General features: G+C 75.1%; 14 protein-coding genes. 5 read left to right on the top strand and 9 right to left on the bottom strand.

Going from position 1 to position 17,863, the window contains the following annotated elements:
• Positions 1 to 78: 78 nt before the first annotated feature.
• Entirely contained in the window at positions 79 to 1,380 is a 1,302-nt protein-coding gene (locus ABZ719_RS11435; protein ID WP_366724984.1) for a serine hydrolase domain-containing protein, read from the top strand.
• 56 nt (positions 1,381 to 1,436) lie between these two features.
• Entirely contained in the window at positions 1,437 to 2,672 is a 1,236-nt protein-coding gene (locus ABZ719_RS11430) for a hypothetical protein (protein ID WP_366724983.1), read from the top strand.
• On the opposite strand, the gene ABZ719_RS11425 is transcribed toward ABZ719_RS11430, so the two are convergent.
• The 9 genes from ABZ719_RS11425 to ABZ719_RS11385 all read right to left on the bottom strand — a co-directional run bounded on the left by ABZ719_RS11425 (position 2,645) and on the right by ABZ719_RS11385 (position 15,614).
• Entirely contained in the window at positions 2,645 to 3,529 is an 885-nt protein-coding gene (locus ABZ719_RS11425; protein WP_366724982.1) for a hypothetical protein, read from the bottom strand. The genes ABZ719_RS11430 and ABZ719_RS11425 overlap by 28 nt on opposite strands.
• Before the next feature lie 189 nt (positions 3,530 to 3,718).
• Positions 3,719 to 4,468, bottom strand: a complete 750-nt coding sequence (narI, locus tag ABZ719_RS11420) for a respiratory nitrate reductase subunit gamma (RefSeq protein WP_366724981.1) — start codon at positions 4,466 to 4,468, stop codon at positions 3,719 to 3,721.
• Complete coding sequence (gene narJ, locus ABZ719_RS11415) at positions 4,468 to 5,106, bottom strand: nitrate reductase molybdenum cofactor assembly chaperone (RefSeq protein ID WP_366724980.1); 639 nt, start codon at positions 5,104 to 5,106, stop codon at positions 4,468 to 4,470. The genes narI and narJ overlap by 1 nt, the downstream gene beginning before the upstream one ends.
• The gene (narH, locus tag ABZ719_RS11410) at positions 5,103 to 6,731 is read right to left on the bottom strand and encodes a nitrate reductase subunit beta (RefSeq protein WP_366724979.1); all 1,629 of its coding nucleotides are present in this window, start codon (positions 6,729 to 6,731) and stop codon (positions 5,103 to 5,105) included. The genes narJ and narH overlap by 4 nt, the downstream gene beginning before the upstream one ends.
• A 1-nt stretch (position 6,732) precedes the next feature.
• Positions 6,733 to 10,407, bottom strand: coding sequence for a nitrate reductase subunit alpha (locus ABZ719_RS11405; protein WP_366724978.1), 3,675 nt, complete (start codon positions 10,405 to 10,407; stop codon positions 6,733 to 6,735).
• Between the two features lie 227 nt (positions 10,408 to 10,634).
• Complete coding sequence (secD, locus tag ABZ719_RS11400; RefSeq protein ID WP_366724977.1) at positions 10,635 to 12,899, bottom strand: protein translocase subunit SecD; 2,265 nt, start codon at positions 12,897 to 12,899, stop codon at positions 10,635 to 10,637.
• 43 nt (positions 12,900 to 12,942) lie between these two features.
• A complete protein-coding gene (locus ABZ719_RS11395) occupies positions 12,943 to 13,503 on the bottom strand; it encodes a hypothetical protein (RefSeq protein ID WP_366724976.1) in 561 nt (186 codons plus the stop codon).
• Between the two features lie 210 nt (positions 13,504 to 13,713).
• Entirely contained in the window at positions 13,714 to 14,481 is a 768-nt protein-coding gene (locus ABZ719_RS11390; protein ID WP_366724975.1) for a response regulator transcription factor, read from the bottom strand.
• A gap of 2 nt (positions 14,482 to 14,483) precedes the next feature.
• Complete coding sequence (locus ABZ719_RS11385) at positions 14,484 to 15,614, bottom strand: HAMP domain-containing sensor histidine kinase (protein ID WP_366724974.1); 1,131 nt, start codon at positions 15,612 to 15,614, stop codon at positions 14,484 to 14,486.
• A 468-nt stretch (positions 15,615 to 16,082) separates the two neighbouring features.
• Here ABZ719_RS11385 and ABZ719_RS11380 point away from each other — a divergent pair, with 468 nt between their 5' ends.
• The 3 genes from ABZ719_RS11380 (at position 16,083) to ABZ719_RS11370 (ending at position 17,706) form a co-directional block, all read left to right on the top strand.
• Entirely contained in the window at positions 16,083 to 16,409 is a 327-nt protein-coding gene (locus tag ABZ719_RS11380) for a TraR/DksA C4-type zinc finger protein (RefSeq protein WP_366724973.1), read from the top strand.
• Between the two features lie 140 nt (positions 16,410 to 16,549).
• Complete coding sequence (locus ABZ719_RS11375) at positions 16,550 to 16,885, top strand: TraR/DksA C4-type zinc finger protein (RefSeq protein ID WP_366725096.1); 336 nt, start codon at positions 16,550 to 16,552, stop codon at positions 16,883 to 16,885.
• On the top strand, positions 16,882 to 17,706 hold the full coding sequence (locus ABZ719_RS11370) for a rod shape-determining protein (RefSeq protein ID WP_366724972.1): 825 nt from the start codon (positions 16,882 to 16,884) through the stop codon (positions 17,704 to 17,706). The genes ABZ719_RS11375 and ABZ719_RS11370 overlap by 4 nt, the downstream gene beginning before the upstream one ends.
• Positions 17,707 to 17,863: the final 157 nt, after the last annotated feature.

Genomic DNA, 17,863 nt, shown 5'->3' with positions numbered 1-17,863 from the left:
CGCCGGAAGGATGTGACACCCCCTCATGATCCCCGAGGATGACGGGGACATGCTCGGACCCGAGGGAAGGGAAGCCCCTTGCGCATCCGCAGGATCGCCGCAACCGCCGTCGCCGCCACCGTCCTGTCACTGACCCCCGCCGCCGCCCCCGCGGCCTTCGCCCACACCTTTGCCGCCGCGCCCGCCGCCTCGGCACCGGCCGCCTCCGCTCTGGACCCCGCCGCTCTGGGCGGCGCGCTCGGCGCCGTGCACGACGCGGGCATGTACGGCATCTACTCCTCCGTCCGCGACGGCGGCCGGCGCTGGGCCGGCGCGTCCGGCGTCGCCGACGTGGACACCGGCCGCCCGGTCCGGCCGGACATGCGGCACCGGGTGGGCAGCATCAGCAAGTCCTTCGCCGCCGTCGCCCTGCTCCAGCAGGCCGAACGCGGCCGGATCCGGCTGGACGCGCCCGTCGGGGACTACCTCCCCGGCCTGATACCGGGCGAGCGCGGGCGGCGGATCACCGTCCGCATGCTGCTGAACCACACCAGCGGCATCGGCGACTACGTCGTGGGGGCCTTCCCGTCCCTGGCCAAGGGCTCGACGGCCAGCCTCGACGAGGAGCGGTTCCGCTCGATCAGCCCCCGGGAACTGGTCCGCCTGGGCCTCGCCGCGCCCGCCACCGGAGCGCCCGGCTCGCTGCCCGGCCACTACTCCAACACCAACTACGTCATCGCCGGACTGCTCCTGGCCAAGGTCACCGGCCAGGACCCGGAGGCGTACATCACCCGCCACGTCATCGACCGGGCCGGCCTGCGCCACACCTCCTACCCGCGCACCCCCGCGCTGCGGGGCCCGCACGCGCGGATGTACGAGAACTTCTACGGGCTGATCGACCCGCCCCGCGACTACAGCGTCTACGACATGTCCTGGGCGTACACGGCGGGCGCGGTGGTCTCCACCACCGACGACCTGAACCGCTTCTACCGCGCCCTGCTCACCGGCCGTCTGATCGGGCCGGCCGCGCTCAAGGAGATGCAGCGCACGGTCCCGGTGGACGGCATGGCCTACGGCCTCGGTCTCTACGCCGTCGACATCCCCGGCTGCGGACGCTTCTGGGGCCACGACGGGGCGGTGTTCGGCGCCGGGACCATCGCGCTGTCCAGCCCGGACGGCCGGCGGCAGGTCGCGGCCGGCTGGAACCTGATGAAGTACGAGCGCCTGAACGCCGACGGCACCGGCTTCGAACCGAGCCCCGTCGACGACGCCCTCAACCGTTACGTCATCGGCGCCCTGTGCGGGCCGTCCGCGTCCGCGCCGCAGGTGAGGGCCGCCGCCCGCACCGTCCTCGACGGCGCCGACCTCTCTTCACCCGCCTGGGCTAGGGTGCTGCGCTGAACCGCACCCGGCCGATCCGCATCTGACGGGGCGGGCAGGTGACGGAAGGACGGAACGTGCGGAACGGCGAGAGAGCGGCGAGCACGGCCGGCGGCGGTGGGCGGCTCGGCCGCTTCGGCCGCTACCCCCTGCGCCGGCACACCGCTCTGCTGACCGGGTGGACGGTCTTGTGGTTCCTGGTGGCCGAACGGCACGGGGCCGTGTCCTGGCACTATCTGAGGAGCGGTGAGGAACTGCTCTTCAACCAGGTGCCGGGCGGCGGCCTCGCGCTGTACGCCCACCACCCGGAACTCCAGATCGGCCCGGTCTCCTTCCTCGTCGCCGCGCTGTTCGGGCCGTTCCCGCCCGCCCTGGGCGAGAACCTCGCCGAGGCGTTCATGTCCGGCCTGGGCCTGTACATGCTGGTGCTGATCGGCCGGACGGCCGCCGACTACGGCCTGGGCACCGGGACCAACCACAAGCGCCTCCAGCAGCGCGTCCTGGTCGCCGGTGCCGCCTTCATCCCCATGTGGGTGGAGGTCTCGGTGCGGTTCGCGCACCTGGACGACGTACTGGCGCTGTTCTTCACCACCCTGGCGGTCCGCGCCCTGGTGCGCGGCAACGCCACCGCCGTCGGGGTGTTCCTCGCGCTGGCCGTGGACTCCAAGCCGTGGGCGGTGGGCTTCCTGCCGCTGCTGCTCGCCCTGCCCCGGCCCGCGCGGCTGCGCGCGGCGGCCTGGACGGTGGGTCTGGTGGCCGCCGCCTGGCTGCCGTTCTACCTGACCCACCTGGAGACGTTCGCCGCCGCCCGGTTCACCATCCCCAACCAGCCGGCCTCCGCGCTGCGCTGGTTCGGGGTGAACGACCCGGCCACGCCCTGGTGGGACCGGCCCGCCCAGATGGGCCTCGGGATCGCGCTCGGCGCGCTGGCGGTGCGCCGGGGCCGCTGGGCGGCCGTGGTGGTGCTGGCCGCCGACGCGCGGATCGTGCTGGACCCGAGCGTGTACACGTACTACAACGCCTCCGTGCTGCTCGGCACGCTCATCTGGGACTCGGTGGGGCAGCGGCGGCTGGTGCCGTGGGTCAGCTGGATAGCGCTGATCTCGCTGTACGGCAGCGCCCTGCTGGTGCCCTCGGACTCCGCGCAGGGCCTGATCCGGCTGGCGTTCGCGGCCGGTTCCGCGCTGTACGTGCTGTTCTGGCCGCAGCGCAGGCCGCGCCGGGGGCAGGGGTCCGCGGCCCGCCCCCCGCACCTGCCGGGCCAGCGCCGCGCCCCGGACGGCTCTCAGGCCCGGTCGGTCAGCTCCTCCTGAACGGGACGGGCACCCGCCGCGTCCCGTTCGTCCCTCACCCGGCCTCCCCCGGCGCGGCCGCCCGGCACCCGCTCGCCGTGGAGTGCCGGTGCCGTGTCCGCGTACCGCGGCACGGGCCCGGGACGGACGACGGCGGCCCGCGGGGCGGCGGGCGCGGCGGGGGCGGCGGCGCGCAGGCCGCGCGGCGACCGCAGGCGGCGCCAGGCGCGTTCGTGGACCAGGGCCAGGACGATCGCGGCGGCCACGGCGATGAGGTGCTCGCGGCCGGCCAGGTTGGGGCGGACGACCGACTCGACGACCATCGAGCCGCCGGTGAGGAAGAAGACGACCGGGGCGCGGCGGACCACGGAGAGGTAGGTGAACAGGCCCACGACGGCCGCCGACGGGCCGGTGTCGAGGACGTGGCCGGTCTCCGGGGGCAGGCCGAACCCCCACCAGCCCGGCCCGATCGCGATCATCACGCGCACGGTGAAGGTGCCGGCGAGGGTGGCGGCGTAGGAGATGAACAGGGTGCGGGCGCGGCCCAGGGTGAGTTCGGCGAGGGCGAAGGCGAGGAAGAGCTGGGTGATGCCCGCCCAGACCGGCAGGTCCAGGGCGGGCACGTAGAGGGAGACGGGGGTGCGGGCCAGGGCCAGCCACAGCGGCAGGTCGGCCTGGACGCCGCCGGCCGCCCGGACCGCCGCCTCACCGGCCGGGTGCTGGGCGACCGCGTGGAAGAAGATCACGCCGAAGGCGGCCACGAAGGCGAGCACCAGGCCGGACAGGCCGCGGCGCAGCAGCTGCCGCACCGGGTCGACGACCATGGCGTGCCACTCGCCGCGCAGGGTGCGTACGACGAACAGCGCGAGCCGGGACACCGTGTCCCGCCCGCGCCGTCGGGCGTCCGGCCCGCCGGGTCTCACATCATCGCCCTGTCCGGCTCCACCGGGCTTCCGTTCCGTTGCACCACCGCTCGGCTCCTCGAAGCAGTTCCCACGCAAACGTGCGCACAACCGTATGGACCGGAATCCGGCCCCGCGCGTTGCCCGGCGCCGGGGTGATGTGTCTCAGCGCACGGGCGCCCGGCCCGGCCGGCGCCCGGCCAGTGTGCCCCGGCCGGCCCCGCCCCGGGAGCGGTACACGACGTAGGGGCGGGCCAGATAGCCGAGCGGGGCGGCGAAGGCGTGCACCAGACGGCTGAACGGCCACAGCGCGAACAGGGCCATGGCCAGCAGCGCGTGGATCTTGTAGACGAGCGGGGCGTGGGCCATGGCGGTGACGTCGGGGTCGAGGGTGAACAGGCTGCGGAACCAGACGGAGACGCCGAGCCGGTAGTCGTAGGGGTTGGCCGCCGAGGAGACGGTGGCGGTCAGCCCGGCGAGCAGGACGAGGGTCAGCAGCGGGTAGGTCAGGCGGTCGCCGCGGCTGGTGGCCTGCCGCACGGGACGTACGCGCAGCCGCCGGTACAGCAGCAGGCCGAGTCCGGCCACGGCGGCGACGCCCGCGGTGCCGCCCATGGCCAGGGCGACCGCGTGGTACTGCTCCTCGCTGACCCGCAGCCGCCGGGTCAGCGCCTCGGGGACGAGCAGGCCCATGACGTGGCCGCCGATGACCAGGAAGAGGGCGTAGTGGAAGAGCGGTCCGCCGACCTTGAGCATGCGGGACTCGTGGAGCTGGCTGGAGCGGGTGGTGAAGCCGAAGCGGTCGTAGCGGTAGCGCCAGGCGGTCCCGGCGACCAGCACGACCAGGGCGAGGTAGGGCAGCACGCCCCACAGGGCGATGTCCAGGTGCTGCGCGTGCAGGCGGGGAGGGTTCATCAGCGGCGTACTCCTTCGTCGCCCGGCGCGTGCCGGACGGGGTACGGCACGGGCAGGAGCGGGGAGTCGGGCGGGGGGAAGGGCAGCAGGTGCGGCCCGGCGGCCGGGTGCGCGGGGCGCGCCGGCGCGGGCGCGCCGGCGGGCAGGGTGGTCAGGACCGCGCGGACCACGTCGGCGTAGGGGCTGTGGTGGGTCTCCAGGCCGTGGGCGAGCAGGGCGATGGCCGGGCGGTGCTCCCGGAGGAGGCCGGTGCCGGGGTCGGGGCAGCGGGCGGCGAACTCCAGCAGGGAGGGCAGGTGGTCGGGGAGTTCGCCGGGCGGCGGCTCCCAGCCGTGCTCGCGGTAGACGGCCTTGAGCGCGGCGAGGGCGGCGCCCCGGCGGCGGGTGTCGCCGTCGGTGTAGTGGGTCAGGTGCAGGGTGCGGCGGCGGGTGCGGTCGAAGGTGGCGACGTAGCCGGCGGCCAGGTCCATCGGTGCGGTGCCGGCCGCCCACCGGCAGAAGCGCAGCAGCAGGGCCGGGGCCTCGCCGGGCAGCGGGCCGATCGCGCCGGCCACCGTCTCGCGCCGGTGCGGCCAGTCCTCGCCGGGGTGGTCCAGGAGCAGGGCGGCGGCCTGGTGGACCGCGCGGTGCAGGTTCATCCCTCGGCGCTCCCGGTGGCGGACCGGTCGGGGAAGAGGCCGCGGGGCCTGCCGCGCCCGTTCCAGTTGAGCAGGTTGACCCGGCCGCGCAGCGCGGACCGCTCGGCCGGGGCGGCGGCCGGGACGGGGGAGGCGTGGAAGGCCCCGGCGCCGTCGGTGCCGTACATGCCGGGTCCGCCGTCGCCCTCCAGGCTGCAGCCCGCCTCGTGCGGGCCGCCGGCGCCGCCGTCGGCGACGTACGTGGTGGGGATGACGTACCGCTCCTCGTACTTGGCCAGCGCGAGCAGCCGGTACATGGCCTCCAGACCGCGTTCGTCCATGCCGACGCCGCGGGCGATCGCCGGGTCGCGGTCCTCGCCGAGGTTGACGCGGCGCATGTGGGCGCGCATCGCGGCCAGCCGGCACAGGGCGGCCTCCACGGGGGCGGTGTCGCCCGCGGTGAACAGCCCGGCCAGGTACTCCAGCGGGATGCGCAGCGCGTCGATGGCGCCGAACAGGGGGGCCGGGTGCTCGCCGTCGTGGCCGCTGCGGGTGAGCGCGTCGACCACCGGGGAGAGCGGCGGGACGTACCAGACCATGGGCATGGTGCGGTACTCCGGGTGCAGGGGCAGGGCGATGCGGTACGTCGTGATGAGGTCGCGCACGGGGGAGCGGCGGGCCGCGGTGATCCAGTCGTGCGGGATGCCGGAGTCCTCGGCGGCGCGCACCACCTCGGGGTCGTGCGGGTCGAGGAAGCAGCCGAGCTGGGCCTCGTAGAGGTCCTTCTCGTCGGCGACGGAGGCGGCCTCGCCCACCTTGTCGGCGTCGTACAGCATCACGCCGAGGTAGCGCAGCCGGCCCACGCAGGTCTCCGAGCAGACGGTCGGCTCGCCGGCCTCGATGCGCGGGTAGCAGAAGGTGCACTTCTCGGCCTTGCCGGTGCTGTGGTTGAAGTACACCTTCTTGTACGGGCAGCCGCTCACGCACATCCGCCAGCCGCGGCAGCGGTCCTGGTCGACGAGGACGATGCCGTCCTCGATGCGCTTGTACAGCGCGCCGGAGGGGCAGACGGCCACGCAGCTCGGGTTGAGGCAGTGCTCGCAGATGCGCGGCAGGTGGAACATGAACGCCTGCTCGTACTCCAGCCTGACCCGTTCGTTCATCGACTTGAGCACGGGGTCGGCGGACAGGTGCTCGGGGCCGCCGCCGAGGTCGTCGTCCCAGTTGGGACCCCAGGTGACGTCGGTGGGGCGGCCGTCGATCAGGGAGCGGGGGCGGGCGGTGGGCAGGTCGTCGCCGAGCGGGGCGGAGATGAGGGTGTCGTAGTCGTAGGTCCAGGGCTCGTAGTAGTCCTTCAGGGAGGGGAGTTCGGGGTTGGCGAAGAGGCGGGCGAGGCGGCGGGCGCGGCCCCCGGAGCGCGGGACCAGCCGGCCCCGCCCGTCCAGCCGCCAGCCGCCCTTCCACCTGTCCTGGTCCTCGTGGCCGCGGGGGTAGCCCTGGCCGGGGCGGGTCTCGACGTTGTTGAACCAGGCGTACTCGGTGCCGGTGCGGTTGGTCCAGGTCTGCTTGCAGGTGACCGAGCAGGTGTGGCAGCCGATGCACTTGTCGAGGTTCATGACCATGGCGACCTGACTCAAGACGCGCATGTCAGTACTGCACCTCCTGGGCGCGGCGGCGGATGACGGTGCGGGCGTCGCGCTGGTTGCCGGTGGGCCCGTAGTAGTTGGGGGCGAAGGAGAGCTGGGCGTAGCCGCCGATGAGGTGGGTGGGTTTGACGAGGATGCGGGTCAGCGCGTTGTGCACGCCGCCGCGCCGGCCGGTGGCCTCCGAGCGCGGCACGTTCACCAGGCGTTCCTGCACGTGGTACATGAACACCGTGCCGGCCGGCATGCGGTGGGAGACGACGGCGCGGGCGACGACGACACCGTTGGGGTTGACCGCCTCCACCCAGTCGTTGTCGGCGGCGCCGATCGCCTCGGCGTCGGCGACGCTCATCCAGATCACCGGGCCGCCGCGGGCCAGGGTCTGCATGAGCAGGTTCTCCTGGTACTCGGAGTGGATGGACCACTTGGAGTGCGGGGTGAGGTAGCGGACGCCGACCTCGCGCTCGCCCGCGACCGATTCGGCGCTCAGGTCCAGCGGCGGCCGGTAGACGGGCAGTTGCTCGCCCAGTTCGGCCATCCAGTCGTGGTCCAGGTAGAAGTGCTGGCGGCCGGTGAGGGTGTGCCAGGGCTTCTTGTGCTCGGTGTTGACGGTGAAGGGCGCGTAGCGCCGGTCGGGTGCCTCCTTGCCGGACCACTCGTAGCTGGTGCCGACCTGGACGGGCCGCTGCTGGGTGTCGGAGAAGACCACGCGCCGCTCGTGCACGGACTCGGCGAGCGTCTCGAACCCGGCCTCGGGCCCGCAGCGTTCGGCGAGGCGTTCGAAGCCCTCCGCAGCGATCCGGCCGTTGGTGGTGCCGGACAGGGCGAGGATCGCCTCGCACAGCTTCACGTCCGTGTCGAGCAGCGGGCGCCCCCCGGCCGGCCCGGGGCCCGCGGCGGTGCCGCAGCGGGCGCCGAGCCAGCGCACCTCGGGACCCGGCCGGACGGTGACGCCCTTCACGGTGACGCCCTGCTCCTCGCACAGCGGTCCGAGCGCGGCCAGCCGGTCGGCCACGGCGGTGTAGTCCCGCTCCACCACGGTGAACTGCGGCAGGTCGCGGCCGGGCACGGGGGAGCGCCCTTCCTCGCGCCAGTCCCGCACGGTGCCGCCGGGCTGGGCGGTCTCGCCGGGGGTGTCGTGCTGCTGCGGGGTGGCCACCAGGTCGTAGGCCACGCCGAGGCGGCCGGCGGCCAGTTCGCTGAACCTCTGGGCCAGGGCGTGGAAGATCTCGAAGTCGGTGCGGGCCTGCCAGGGCGGACTGATCGCGGGCGAGAAGGCGTGCACGAAGGGGTGCATGTCCGTGCTGGACAGGTCGTGCTTCTCGTACCACGTGGCGGCGGGCAGGACGAGGTCGGCCATCAGCGTGGTCGAGGTCATCCGGAAGTCGAGGGCGAGCAGCAGGTCGAGCTTGCCGCGCGGCGCCTCCTCGTGCCAGGTCAGGTCCCGGGGCCGGGCCTGCGGCGGTGCCTCGGCCGCGTGCGCGTTGTCGCTCGCGCCGAGCAGGTGGCGCAGGAAGAACTCGTTGCCCTTGGCGGAGGATCCGATGAGGTTGGCCCGCCACACGGTGAGCACGCGCGGCCAGTTCTCCGGGGCGTCCGGGTCCTCGCAGGCGAACGACAGCTCCCCGGCGGCCAGCCGGGACGCCACCCACTCGCCGGGCTCGTGCCCGCTCTCGCGCACCGCGCGGCCCAGGTCGAGCGGGTTCGCGGAGAAGGCGGGCGCGGACGGCATCCAGCCCAGCCGCGCCGACTGCGCCACCAGGTCGGCGGTGTGCCGGCCGGCGAACAGGCCCTTGCCGGTGGACGCGGCGAGCGTGTCGGCGCCGTGGCCGTCGTAGCGCCACTGGTCGGTGTGCAGGTACCAGTACGGGGTGCCCGCGACCTGCCGGGAGGGGCGGACCCAGTCGGCGGCGGACTGGAGCTGCTGCCAGCCCGCGTAGGGCCGCACCTTCTCCTGGCCGACGTAGTGCGCCCAGCCGCCGCCGTTGACGCCCTGGCAGCCGGTGAGCAGCAGCAGGGTGAGGAAGGAGCGGTAGATCGTGTCGGAGTGGAACCAGTGGTTGGTGCCCGCGCCCATGACGATCGTGCAGCGGCCCCGGGACTGCTCCGCCGTGCGGGCGAACTCCCGAGCCACCCGCACCACCGCCGCGGCCGGCACCGACGTGATGGCCTCCTGCCAGGCGGGCGTGTGCGGCTGGGAGGCGTCGTCGTAGCCGTCGGGCCACTCGCCGGGCAGTGACTCGCGGGCGACGCCGTACTGGGCGAGGAGCAGGTCGAAGACGGTCGTCACCCGGCGTCCGCCCACCTCCCGCACCGGCACGCCGCGCACCGAGCAGCCACCGGACCCCTGGCCGTCGAAGCGCGGCAGCAGCACGCGGGCGCTGTCGCCGCCGCCCCCCGGCCGGTGGAGGGTCAGTTCGGGCTCGACGTCCCCGAGGTCCAGGTTCCAGCGGCCCTCGCCCAGCTTGGACCAGCGGTCGCCGAGGGTGCCATGGGGGACGACGGGCCGTCCGGAGACCGCGTCGAGGAGCACCGGCTTCCACCGGGCGTCCTCCCCCGACTCCTCGTCGAGGCCGAGCATCGCCGCGGTGACGAACTTGCCCGGCACGAAGGACCCCGGCCGGCGCGGGTCCTCCTCCAGCTCGATCAGGAAGGGCAGGTCGGTGAAGCGGCGGACGTAGTCGGTGAAGTACGGGACCCGGCGGCGCACGAAGAACTCGGTGAGGATCACGTGCCCCATGGCCATCGCCAGCGCCCCGTCGGTGCCGGGGTGCGGGTGCAGCCACTCGTCGGCGAACTTGGTGGCGTCCGCGTAGTCCGGCGAGACCACGACGACCTTCTGGCCGCGGTAGCGGGCCTCGGTCATCCAGTGCGCGTCCGGGGTCCGCGTCACCGGCACGTTCGATCCCCACAGCATCAGGTACGCGGCGTCCCACCAGTCCCCGGACTCCGGTACGTCCGTCTGGTCGCCGAAGACCTGCGGGGAGGCGATCGGCAGGTCCGCGTACCAGTCGTAGAACGACACCATGGGCGCGCCGATCAGCGACATGAACCGGGCGCCGACCGCGTGCGAGGCCATCGACATCGCCGGGATCGGGGAGAACCCGGCGATCCGGTCCGGCCCGTGCGCGGCGATGGTGTGCACATGGGCGGCGGCGGCGATCTCCAGGGCCTCGTCCCAGCCCACGCGCACCAGGCCGCCCTTGCCGCGCGCCGCCTGGTAGCGGCGCCGCTTGTCCGGGTCCGAGGTGATCTCGGCCCAGGCGGCCACGGGGTCGCCCAGCCGCTCGCGGGCCTCGCGGTACATCTCCAGGAGCACACCGCGGGCGTGCGGGTAGCGCACCCGGGTCGGCGAGTACGTGTACCAGGAGAACGAGGCGCCGCGCGGGCAGCCGCGCGGCTCGTACTCGGGCCGGTCGGGGCCGGTGGAGGGGTAGTCGGTCTCCTGGGTCTCCCAGGTGATCAGCCCGTCCTTGACGTACACCTTCCACGAGCAGGAGCCGGTGCAGTTCACGCCGTGCGTGGAGCGCACCACCTTGTCGTGCGCCCAGCGCTCCCGGTAGGGGGCGTCGTTGACGCCCTGGTCGGTGCGGAAGACCGCCCGCAGGTCGGGAGTGGTCACGGAGCGTCGCAGTATGCGCCCCGCCTGAAGCAACTGATCGGCGGCCAGGGCCGCCATTCGTTCCGCTTCCTTTCGTGCCGCGCGCCGTCCCACTGCGCTCACATCCCCTATGAAGTCGGCGGCACACCGGCCGCGGGTGGTCATGCCCGGACGACCGGTGCTGGTGGGGCCAGCCTTACGCATCGGAACGGTGCGTTCCCATAGGGCTACGCAGAGTTGAGCATAGCTATACAGGGGCTTTCTTTGCCTTTTGCAATAGTTGCACCCAGCAAGGGTCCGGAAAGCTATGTTTCGGATCGCTTCCGGCCGGGCATGCTCCGCCGACCACGGCCGTGCAGCGCGACCGCGGCGGGGACGGCGGTGAACACCGAGGAGTACGTCCCGACGGTGAGCCCGACGAGCAGCGCGAGCGCGAAATCGGCCAGGGAGTCCCCGCCCAGGACGGCCAGAGAGCAAAGAATGAGCAGGGCGCCCGTCCCGGTGTTCACGGTCCGGGGCAGCGTCTGCACGACCGCCAGATCGGCGAGGCGGTCCAGCGGCGCCCGGGGCTCGCGCCGCAGCAGTTCCCGCAGCCGGTCGAAGACCACGACCGAGTCGTTCACCGAGTAGCCGATCACGGTGAGCAGCGCCGCCAGGAACACCGCGTCCAGCGGCTTGCCCAGCCAGGCGAAGACCCCCACGAGGACGACCACGTCGTGCGCGAGGGCCACGACCGCCGCCGTGCCGAACCGCCACCGGAAGCGGACCCCGAGGTACAGCAACTGGGCGCCCAGGGCCACCGCGAGCGCGATCAGGGCGCCCCGGCGCAGCTCCTCGCCCAGGCTCGGCCCGATCAGCTCGTCGCGCACGGGCACCGCGCCCCCGCCCAGCGAGGCGAGGGTCCGCTGCACCCCGGCCGCCTCGGTGTCGGTCAGCTCCCCGGTGCGCACGGTCAGCCCCCGCTCCCCCAAGGACTGCACGACCGCCCCGCCGAGTCCCGCGCCGGCCAGCGCGGCACGGGCGCGCTCGGGATCCACGGCCCGCACGGTCTCGTACGCGATCATCCGGCCGCCGGTGAACTCGACGCCGAGCTGCGGGCCGCGCACCAGGACGCCCGACCCGGCGAGCACCAGCACCACGGCGGACACGGCCAGCCGGCGGCACGGCCGGCGCGTCAGCCGCGGCGCCCGCCGCACCAGCGCGTCGCGCACCCGCCCGGTGGTGGCCAGCCCGGTGGCCGAGGGGCGGCGGCGCACCCACCGGCGGCCGACGGTGAGGTCGGCGAGCGCCCGGGTCACCACCAGCGCGCTCACCATGGACGCCAGGACACCGATGCCGAGCGTGACCCCGAAGCCGCGCACCGGACCCGAGGCCAGGAAGAACAGCAGGCCGGCCGCGATCAGCGTGGTCACGTTGGAGTCGGCGACGGCGCTGAAGGCGTTGCGGAACCCGGCGCTCAGTGCCGAGCGGACGGTGGGCCGCTGCCGGGCGGCGTACTCCTCCCGGGCACGTTCGAAGACCAGCACGTTGGCGTCCACCGCCATGCCGATCGCCAGGACGAAGCCGGCCAGGCCCGGCAGGGTCAGCGTGGCACCGAGCATCGCCAGGGCGGCGTAGGAGATCAACCCGTAGGAGAGCAGGGCCACCGCCGCCAGGACGCCCATCAGCCGGTACGTCACGACGATGAACAGCGCGGTCAGCGCGGTGCCGACGGCCGCGGCCCAGGCGCTCGCCGTGATGGCCCGCGCGCCGAGGGCCGGGCCGACGGTGTGCTGCTCCACCGTCTCGACCGGCACGGGCAGGGCGCCGCCGCTGACCAGCAGGGCCAGTTCGCGGGCCTCGCGGTCGCCGAAGGAGCCGGTGATCTGCGTGGAGCCGCCCGTGATGCCCGTGCCGCAGCCGACCGGGGGACCGACCTGGGGTGAGGAGATGATCCGGCCGTCCAGCACGATCGCGACCCGGCGCGCGGGGTCGCCCGCCGGCCGGCACGCGGCCCGGCCGGTCAGCTCCGCCCAGCGGCCCCGGCCCGCCCGGTCGAAGTCGACGGTGACGTGCCATCCGGCGCCGCTGTCCGCGTCGAACCGGGCGTCGGCGCCCCGTACGTCCTTGCCGGTCAGGGCGGGCGCGGCGAGCCGCAGCCGCTGCCCGGACTCGTCGGGCAGGACCTGTTCGCCGGCGGGGGCCGCGGCGGAGGGGGGCGCGCCGGCGCCGGCGCCGGCCGGGCCGAGGACCGGGTGGAAGGCCAGCTGGGCGGTGCGGCCCACCACACCCGCCGCCTCCTTCGGGTCCTGCACGCCCGGCAGCTCGACGATGATCCGGTGCGCGCCCGAGCGGACGAGGGTCGGTTCGGCGACACCGAGCGCGTCGACCCGGCCGCGCAGCACCTCCAGGGTGCGGTCGGTGGCCGCGCGGCCGGCCTCGGCGGCCGGTGTGGACCGGGTCTCCAGCACGATCTGGGTGCCGCCGCGCAGATCGAGTCCGAGACGGACGGGCACGGTCAGGGTGATGTACAGGGACACGGCGACGACGGCGAGGGCGAACAGCGCCCTCACCCGGGCGGAGCGGATCAACGGATGCCTCCGGCGGCACGGAAGGGGTGAGTGGAGCGAGGGGTCAGGTGCCGGAGGATGCGGGCGGGGCGCGGTCCCGGCCGGGGACCGCGGGGGCGGGGCAGACGGCGGCGGGAGCACGGGACGGCGGGGCGCGTCCCGGGCCCGGCGCGGGGACCGCGGTGACGGGGGCGGCGATGGCCGGGTGGCCGGGTGCGGCGGGACGTTCGCGCTGCGGCTCGGGCCGCGGCCCGGCGTGCGGGACGCAGGCGGTGGGGCAGGGGGTGGTGACGCGGGGGGAGGTGTCGCCGCGGGGGCCGCCGGTGCGCGGGGCGGGGGCGGCGGTGCCGCGAGGGTCGCCGGTGCGCGGGGCGGGGATGTCGCGGGGGGCACCGGTTTGTGGGGCGGGGGCCGGGACGGAGACGGAGCGGGGGGCGGTCGTGCCGTTCGCCGCGCCGAGCGGGACGGAGACGGACACGGAGGGGTGCGCGGTCGTGGCGGCCGGCCGGTCCGCCGTGGCCGGCGCGTCCGCCGCGAAGGCCCGGAGCACGGACGGCAGGAGCAGCAGGGCGGCCGCCAGCAGGACGAGGAGCGCCGGGGCGGCGCTGCGTGCCACGCGGTGCATGCGCCGTTCCCCTTCCTGCGGGCCGGTCGGTGGCGGTCGTACCCGCTTCCGCGGGCGGGGCCGGTGGCGGTCGTTCGTACCCGTTCCCGGGGGCGGGTCGGTGGCGGTCGTACCCGGGACCCCGGCCGGGGAGTGGCGGCCGGGGTCCCGGGTGGTCGTGGGGGTGGCGGCACCCGGCCGTACCGGGACGGGTGCGCACCGGTGCGGCGGTCAGGGTTCGACGAGTCCGGCGCGGATGGCGTACCGCGTGAGTTCGAGGCGGTCGCGCAGGCCCAGCTTGTGCAGCAGGTTGGCGCGGTGCCGCTGGACCGTCTTGACGCTGATGAACAGGATCGCGGCGATCTCCTTGGAGGAGTGGCCCTCCGCCACCAGCTTGAGGACCTCCTCCTCGCGGGGGGTCAGGACCTGGTCGGGGGTCTCCTCGCCGTGCCGGACCCGGTCCAGGTAGTTGCGGATCAGCGCGGTCACCGCGCCCGGGTACAGGAACGGTTCGTCGCGCATCGCGGCCCGGCAGGCGGCGACCAGATCGCGGTCGGCGACCGACTTCAGCACGTAGCCGCAGGCGCCGGCCTTCAGCGCCTGGAAGAAGTACTGCTCGTTGTCGTGCATCGTGAGCATGAGGATGCGCAGGTCCGGCTTGAGGGAGGCCAGTTCACGGGTGGCCTGGAGACCGGTCAGCCGGGGCATGGCGATGTCCAGGACCGCGAGGTCGACGTCGTGCGTGCGGGCCATCTCGATGGCCTCCGCCCCGTCGCCGGCCTCGGCGACCACTTCGAGGTCCGGTTCCTGGTCGAGGATGAGCCGCACGCCGCGCCGGACCAGCGCGTGGTCGTCGGCGAGCAGGATGCGGACGGGCGCCGGGGCCGTCGCCGGGGCGCGGCCGTCGCCGGTGCCGGTACGGGGGCGGGCGGGCCGGTCGCCGGGCACGGGCGCGGACGCGGGCGCGGGAAACCGGTCGTCGGGCAGGGGCACGGGCATGGTCAGGGTCGCTTTCCGGGGACGGGCGCGGTGAGCCGGACACGGGTGCCGGGACCGCTCGCGGGGCCGGCGGCAGGCGCCGGACCGAGGGCGTCCACCGGGCTCGGGAGACCGGCCGGGCGTGCGGCGTCCGCAGTCCCGGCGGTGTTCGCGGGGCGGCGTGCGGTGTCCGCCGGGCGGGCGGTGGCGCCGGCTGCCGGGTCGGCCGCCGGGCCCGCCCCGCTCACCGGGCCGGGGGCGTCGCCGATGTCCAGGGCGGCCCCGATGAGCAGGGCCCGCTCGCGCATCCCGCGGATGCCGGCCCCCTCGCAGGCCGTCCTGATGCCGCGGCCGTCGTCGGTGACGGCCAGCACCACGGCGCCCTCGGTGCGGCGAAGGCTCACCTCGACGCGCTCGGCCTCCGCGTGGCGGGCGGCGTTGGTCAGGCTCTCCTGGGCGACCCGGTAGAGGACCAGTTCCGTCTCGGGCTCCAGGGCGGGCAGGCCGGGGTCGAAGCGGCGTACGACCTCCAGGCCGGTGTGGGTGGCGAAGTCCGAGGTGAGCGAGGTCAGCGCGCTGATCAGGCCGAGGTCGTCCAGGACACCGGGCCGCAGCCGGCGCACCAGCCGGCGCACCTCGTCCAGGCTCTCCCGGGTGATCTCCCGGGCCTGGTGCAGCTCGTCGCGCAGCGGCGGACCGGCCTGGTCGGCCGCCCGCTTGAGCGCCAGCAGGGTCGCGGTCATGCTCTGTCCCACCTCGTCGTGCAGTTCCTGCGCGATACGGCGCCGCTCGGCCTCCTGGGCGAGCAGGACCCGGGCGCTGCTGGTGGCGCGCTCCTGTTCCAGCCGGTCGAGCATGGCGTTGAACGTGCGGATCAGCTCGGCGACCTCGCCGCCGCCCGCGGCGGGCAGCCGCTGGCCCGGCCGCAGCAGGTCGACGGTGGTCATCAGCTTCGTCAGCCGGTCCAGCGGGGCCAGGCCCCAGCGCAGCAGTGCCGCGTTGGCGACGAGCATGACGACGAGTCCGCCGACCAGGATGACGGCCTCGGTCAGCACGACCGGTACGGAGACGGTCACCGGAGCCCACAGCAGCAGCGCGGTCGCCGAACCGAGCACCACGGCGTTGAGCCCGAAGATCCGCCAGAACAGCGACACCGGGGTCGTTCCTCCTCACCTGACGCGGCCCGCGCACCTGACGCGACCGACGTGGCCTGTACTCCTCCACTGTCGGCCATCGCACGTCGCGGTCGGGCCGCGGCCCTGTCCCGGTCGCCCTGCCCTGCCGTACGCCCTGGGCAGGGGCGTACGCCTTCCGTGGTGCCGCACGCCCGTCGTGGTGACGCACGCCCGTCATGGTGACGCGGTGCCGTGGTGCCGTACGCCGTCGAGCCTGCCGCCTCCCGGGCGGGCGCGTCGATGGGTCGTGGCGCCCATTTCGCGGGGCACGCCCCACCCATGTCCGCCCGACCGCCGGTCCGGTCCGACCGGTCCGCCCGGTGTGGATCCCGCGACCCCGCGCAAATGGGTTCCGGGACCGATGGCCGCGGGCCGCCGCAGGCGCCAGGCTGATGAATGCGCGCCCCGTCCCCGCCCCCACCTCCTCCTCCGGAGAAAGGATCCGCCATGCCCTCCGACGCCACCCGGACCGCACCCCGCCTCGAACGCCTCACCGCCGAGGAGGCCCGCCGGCGGCTCGAACACGCCCGGGGCACCCGGCTGGTCCAGCTCCAGGCGCTCACCGACAGCGGGCAGAGCGCGGACGACCACCTGATGTCCGCCCAGCGCGACGCCATCGGGCGGGTGCTCAAGGAGATCGACGCCGCCTTCGCCCGCATCGAGGACGGCACCTACGGCACCTGCGTGGCCTGCGCCGCACCGGTCCCCGCCGAGCGCCTGGAGATCCTCCCGTACACCAGCCACTGCGTCGCCTGCCGGCGCGGGGCGGTCTGACCGCCCGTCGGCAGGCCCTGCCCGCACTCGTCTCCCGCCCTGCCCGAGGGGGGCAACCGGTGAACCACCAGACCATCGCCGACCACGGCACACGACCGCCGCGCCGGACCCCGTCCTCCGGCGCGCCGCACTCCGGCGCGCTGACCGCCGAGGACCTCGCCGCGCTCCGCGAGAACCTGCACGAGCAGCGCCTGTTCCGGCGGGAGCAGTTGCAGCAGATCACGGCCGCAGCGGTCTCCCGCGCGGACGCCCTGCTCGAGCAGCGGGCCGCCGCACAGGTCGAGGTCCGCGTCCAGCTCGCCGCCTCCGCCCGGATGGTCCTGGCCGACGTGGAGGCGGCCCTCGCGCGCATGGACGACGGCAGCTACGGCGCCTGCCACCTGTGCCGGGGGCCGATCGCGCGCGAGCGCCTGGAGATAGTGCCGCAGGCGCGCTACTGCGCCCGCTGCCAGCAGGTCAGGGAGGCGGACCGGTGACGCTGTCCCGCAGGCCGTGGCCGGTGCGCCTCCCGTGGCCGGTACCCCGTCCCTGCTTCGGCGTCGCCCTCGACCTGGGCAGTGCCCGCACCCGGGTCTGGGTGGCCGGCCGGGGCCTGGTCCTGGACGTGCCGACGGTGACCTTCCCCGGTGCCGGGGCCGCGTACCCGATCCAGCGGGGCACGATCGTCGACACCCCGGGCACCGCCCGCATGCTGTCCCGCCTGCTCGCCCACCGGCTGCCCCGCTTCGGCCGCCCGCTGGTCGTGATCACCGCGCCCGTGCTGGACGGCGTCGCCTTCCGTGCCCAGGCCCGTACCGCCGTGCAGGTGCTGCGCCCGCGCGGTGTCCTGACCGTCCCCGGCGCCCGCGCGGTCGCCCTGGGAGCGGGCGCCGACCTGTCCCGGCCGCTGCTCGTCGTAGACGTCGGCGCCCAGCTCACCGAGGTGGTGCTGCTGGCGGACGGCGCGGTCGTCGACGCGCGCCGCACCGCGCTCGGCACCGGTGACCTGGACACCGTCGCCCCGGCGGAGATCGGCGAGGCGGTGGCCGCCATGGTGAGCGCGATGGAACGCCAGGACCGGACCACGCTCACCGCGGACGCCCTGCGCCGGGGCGCGCTGCTGGCCGGCGGCGGCGCCCTGCGCCCCGAGATCGTCCACCGGCTCACCGGCCGCCTGCACACCCCCCTCGTCCCCGTGGCGGCCCCGCACACGGCGGCCGTCCGGGGCGCGGCCACCCTCCTGCGAGCGGCCCGCACCCATCCGTCGGCGGGCGGCCCCGTCCCTCTTCGCACCCCTCTCCGCCGGCTCCCTCGGTGACGTCCCTCGCGGGGGCCCGAGGGGCGGAGCGCCGGCGGTGTCCTCCCGGCCGCCGCCGGCCGCATCGCCCGACGCCCTCACCGGGCCGCGCCCCGGCACCGCTCCCCGAGATCTGGCGGGCAGGGGGTGCCTCCCAGCCGCGTCGTCGCATCGGCCG

The sequence above is a fragment of the Streptomyces sp. NPDC006743 genome, from assembly GCF_040703815.1.
In the GTDB taxonomy this organism is placed as follows: Bacteria; Actinomycetota; Actinomycetes; order Streptomycetales; family Streptomycetaceae; genus Streptomyces.
The sequence above is the reverse complement of the archived record's forward strand: the minus strand, read 5'-3'. Positions and strand labels throughout refer to the sequence as shown.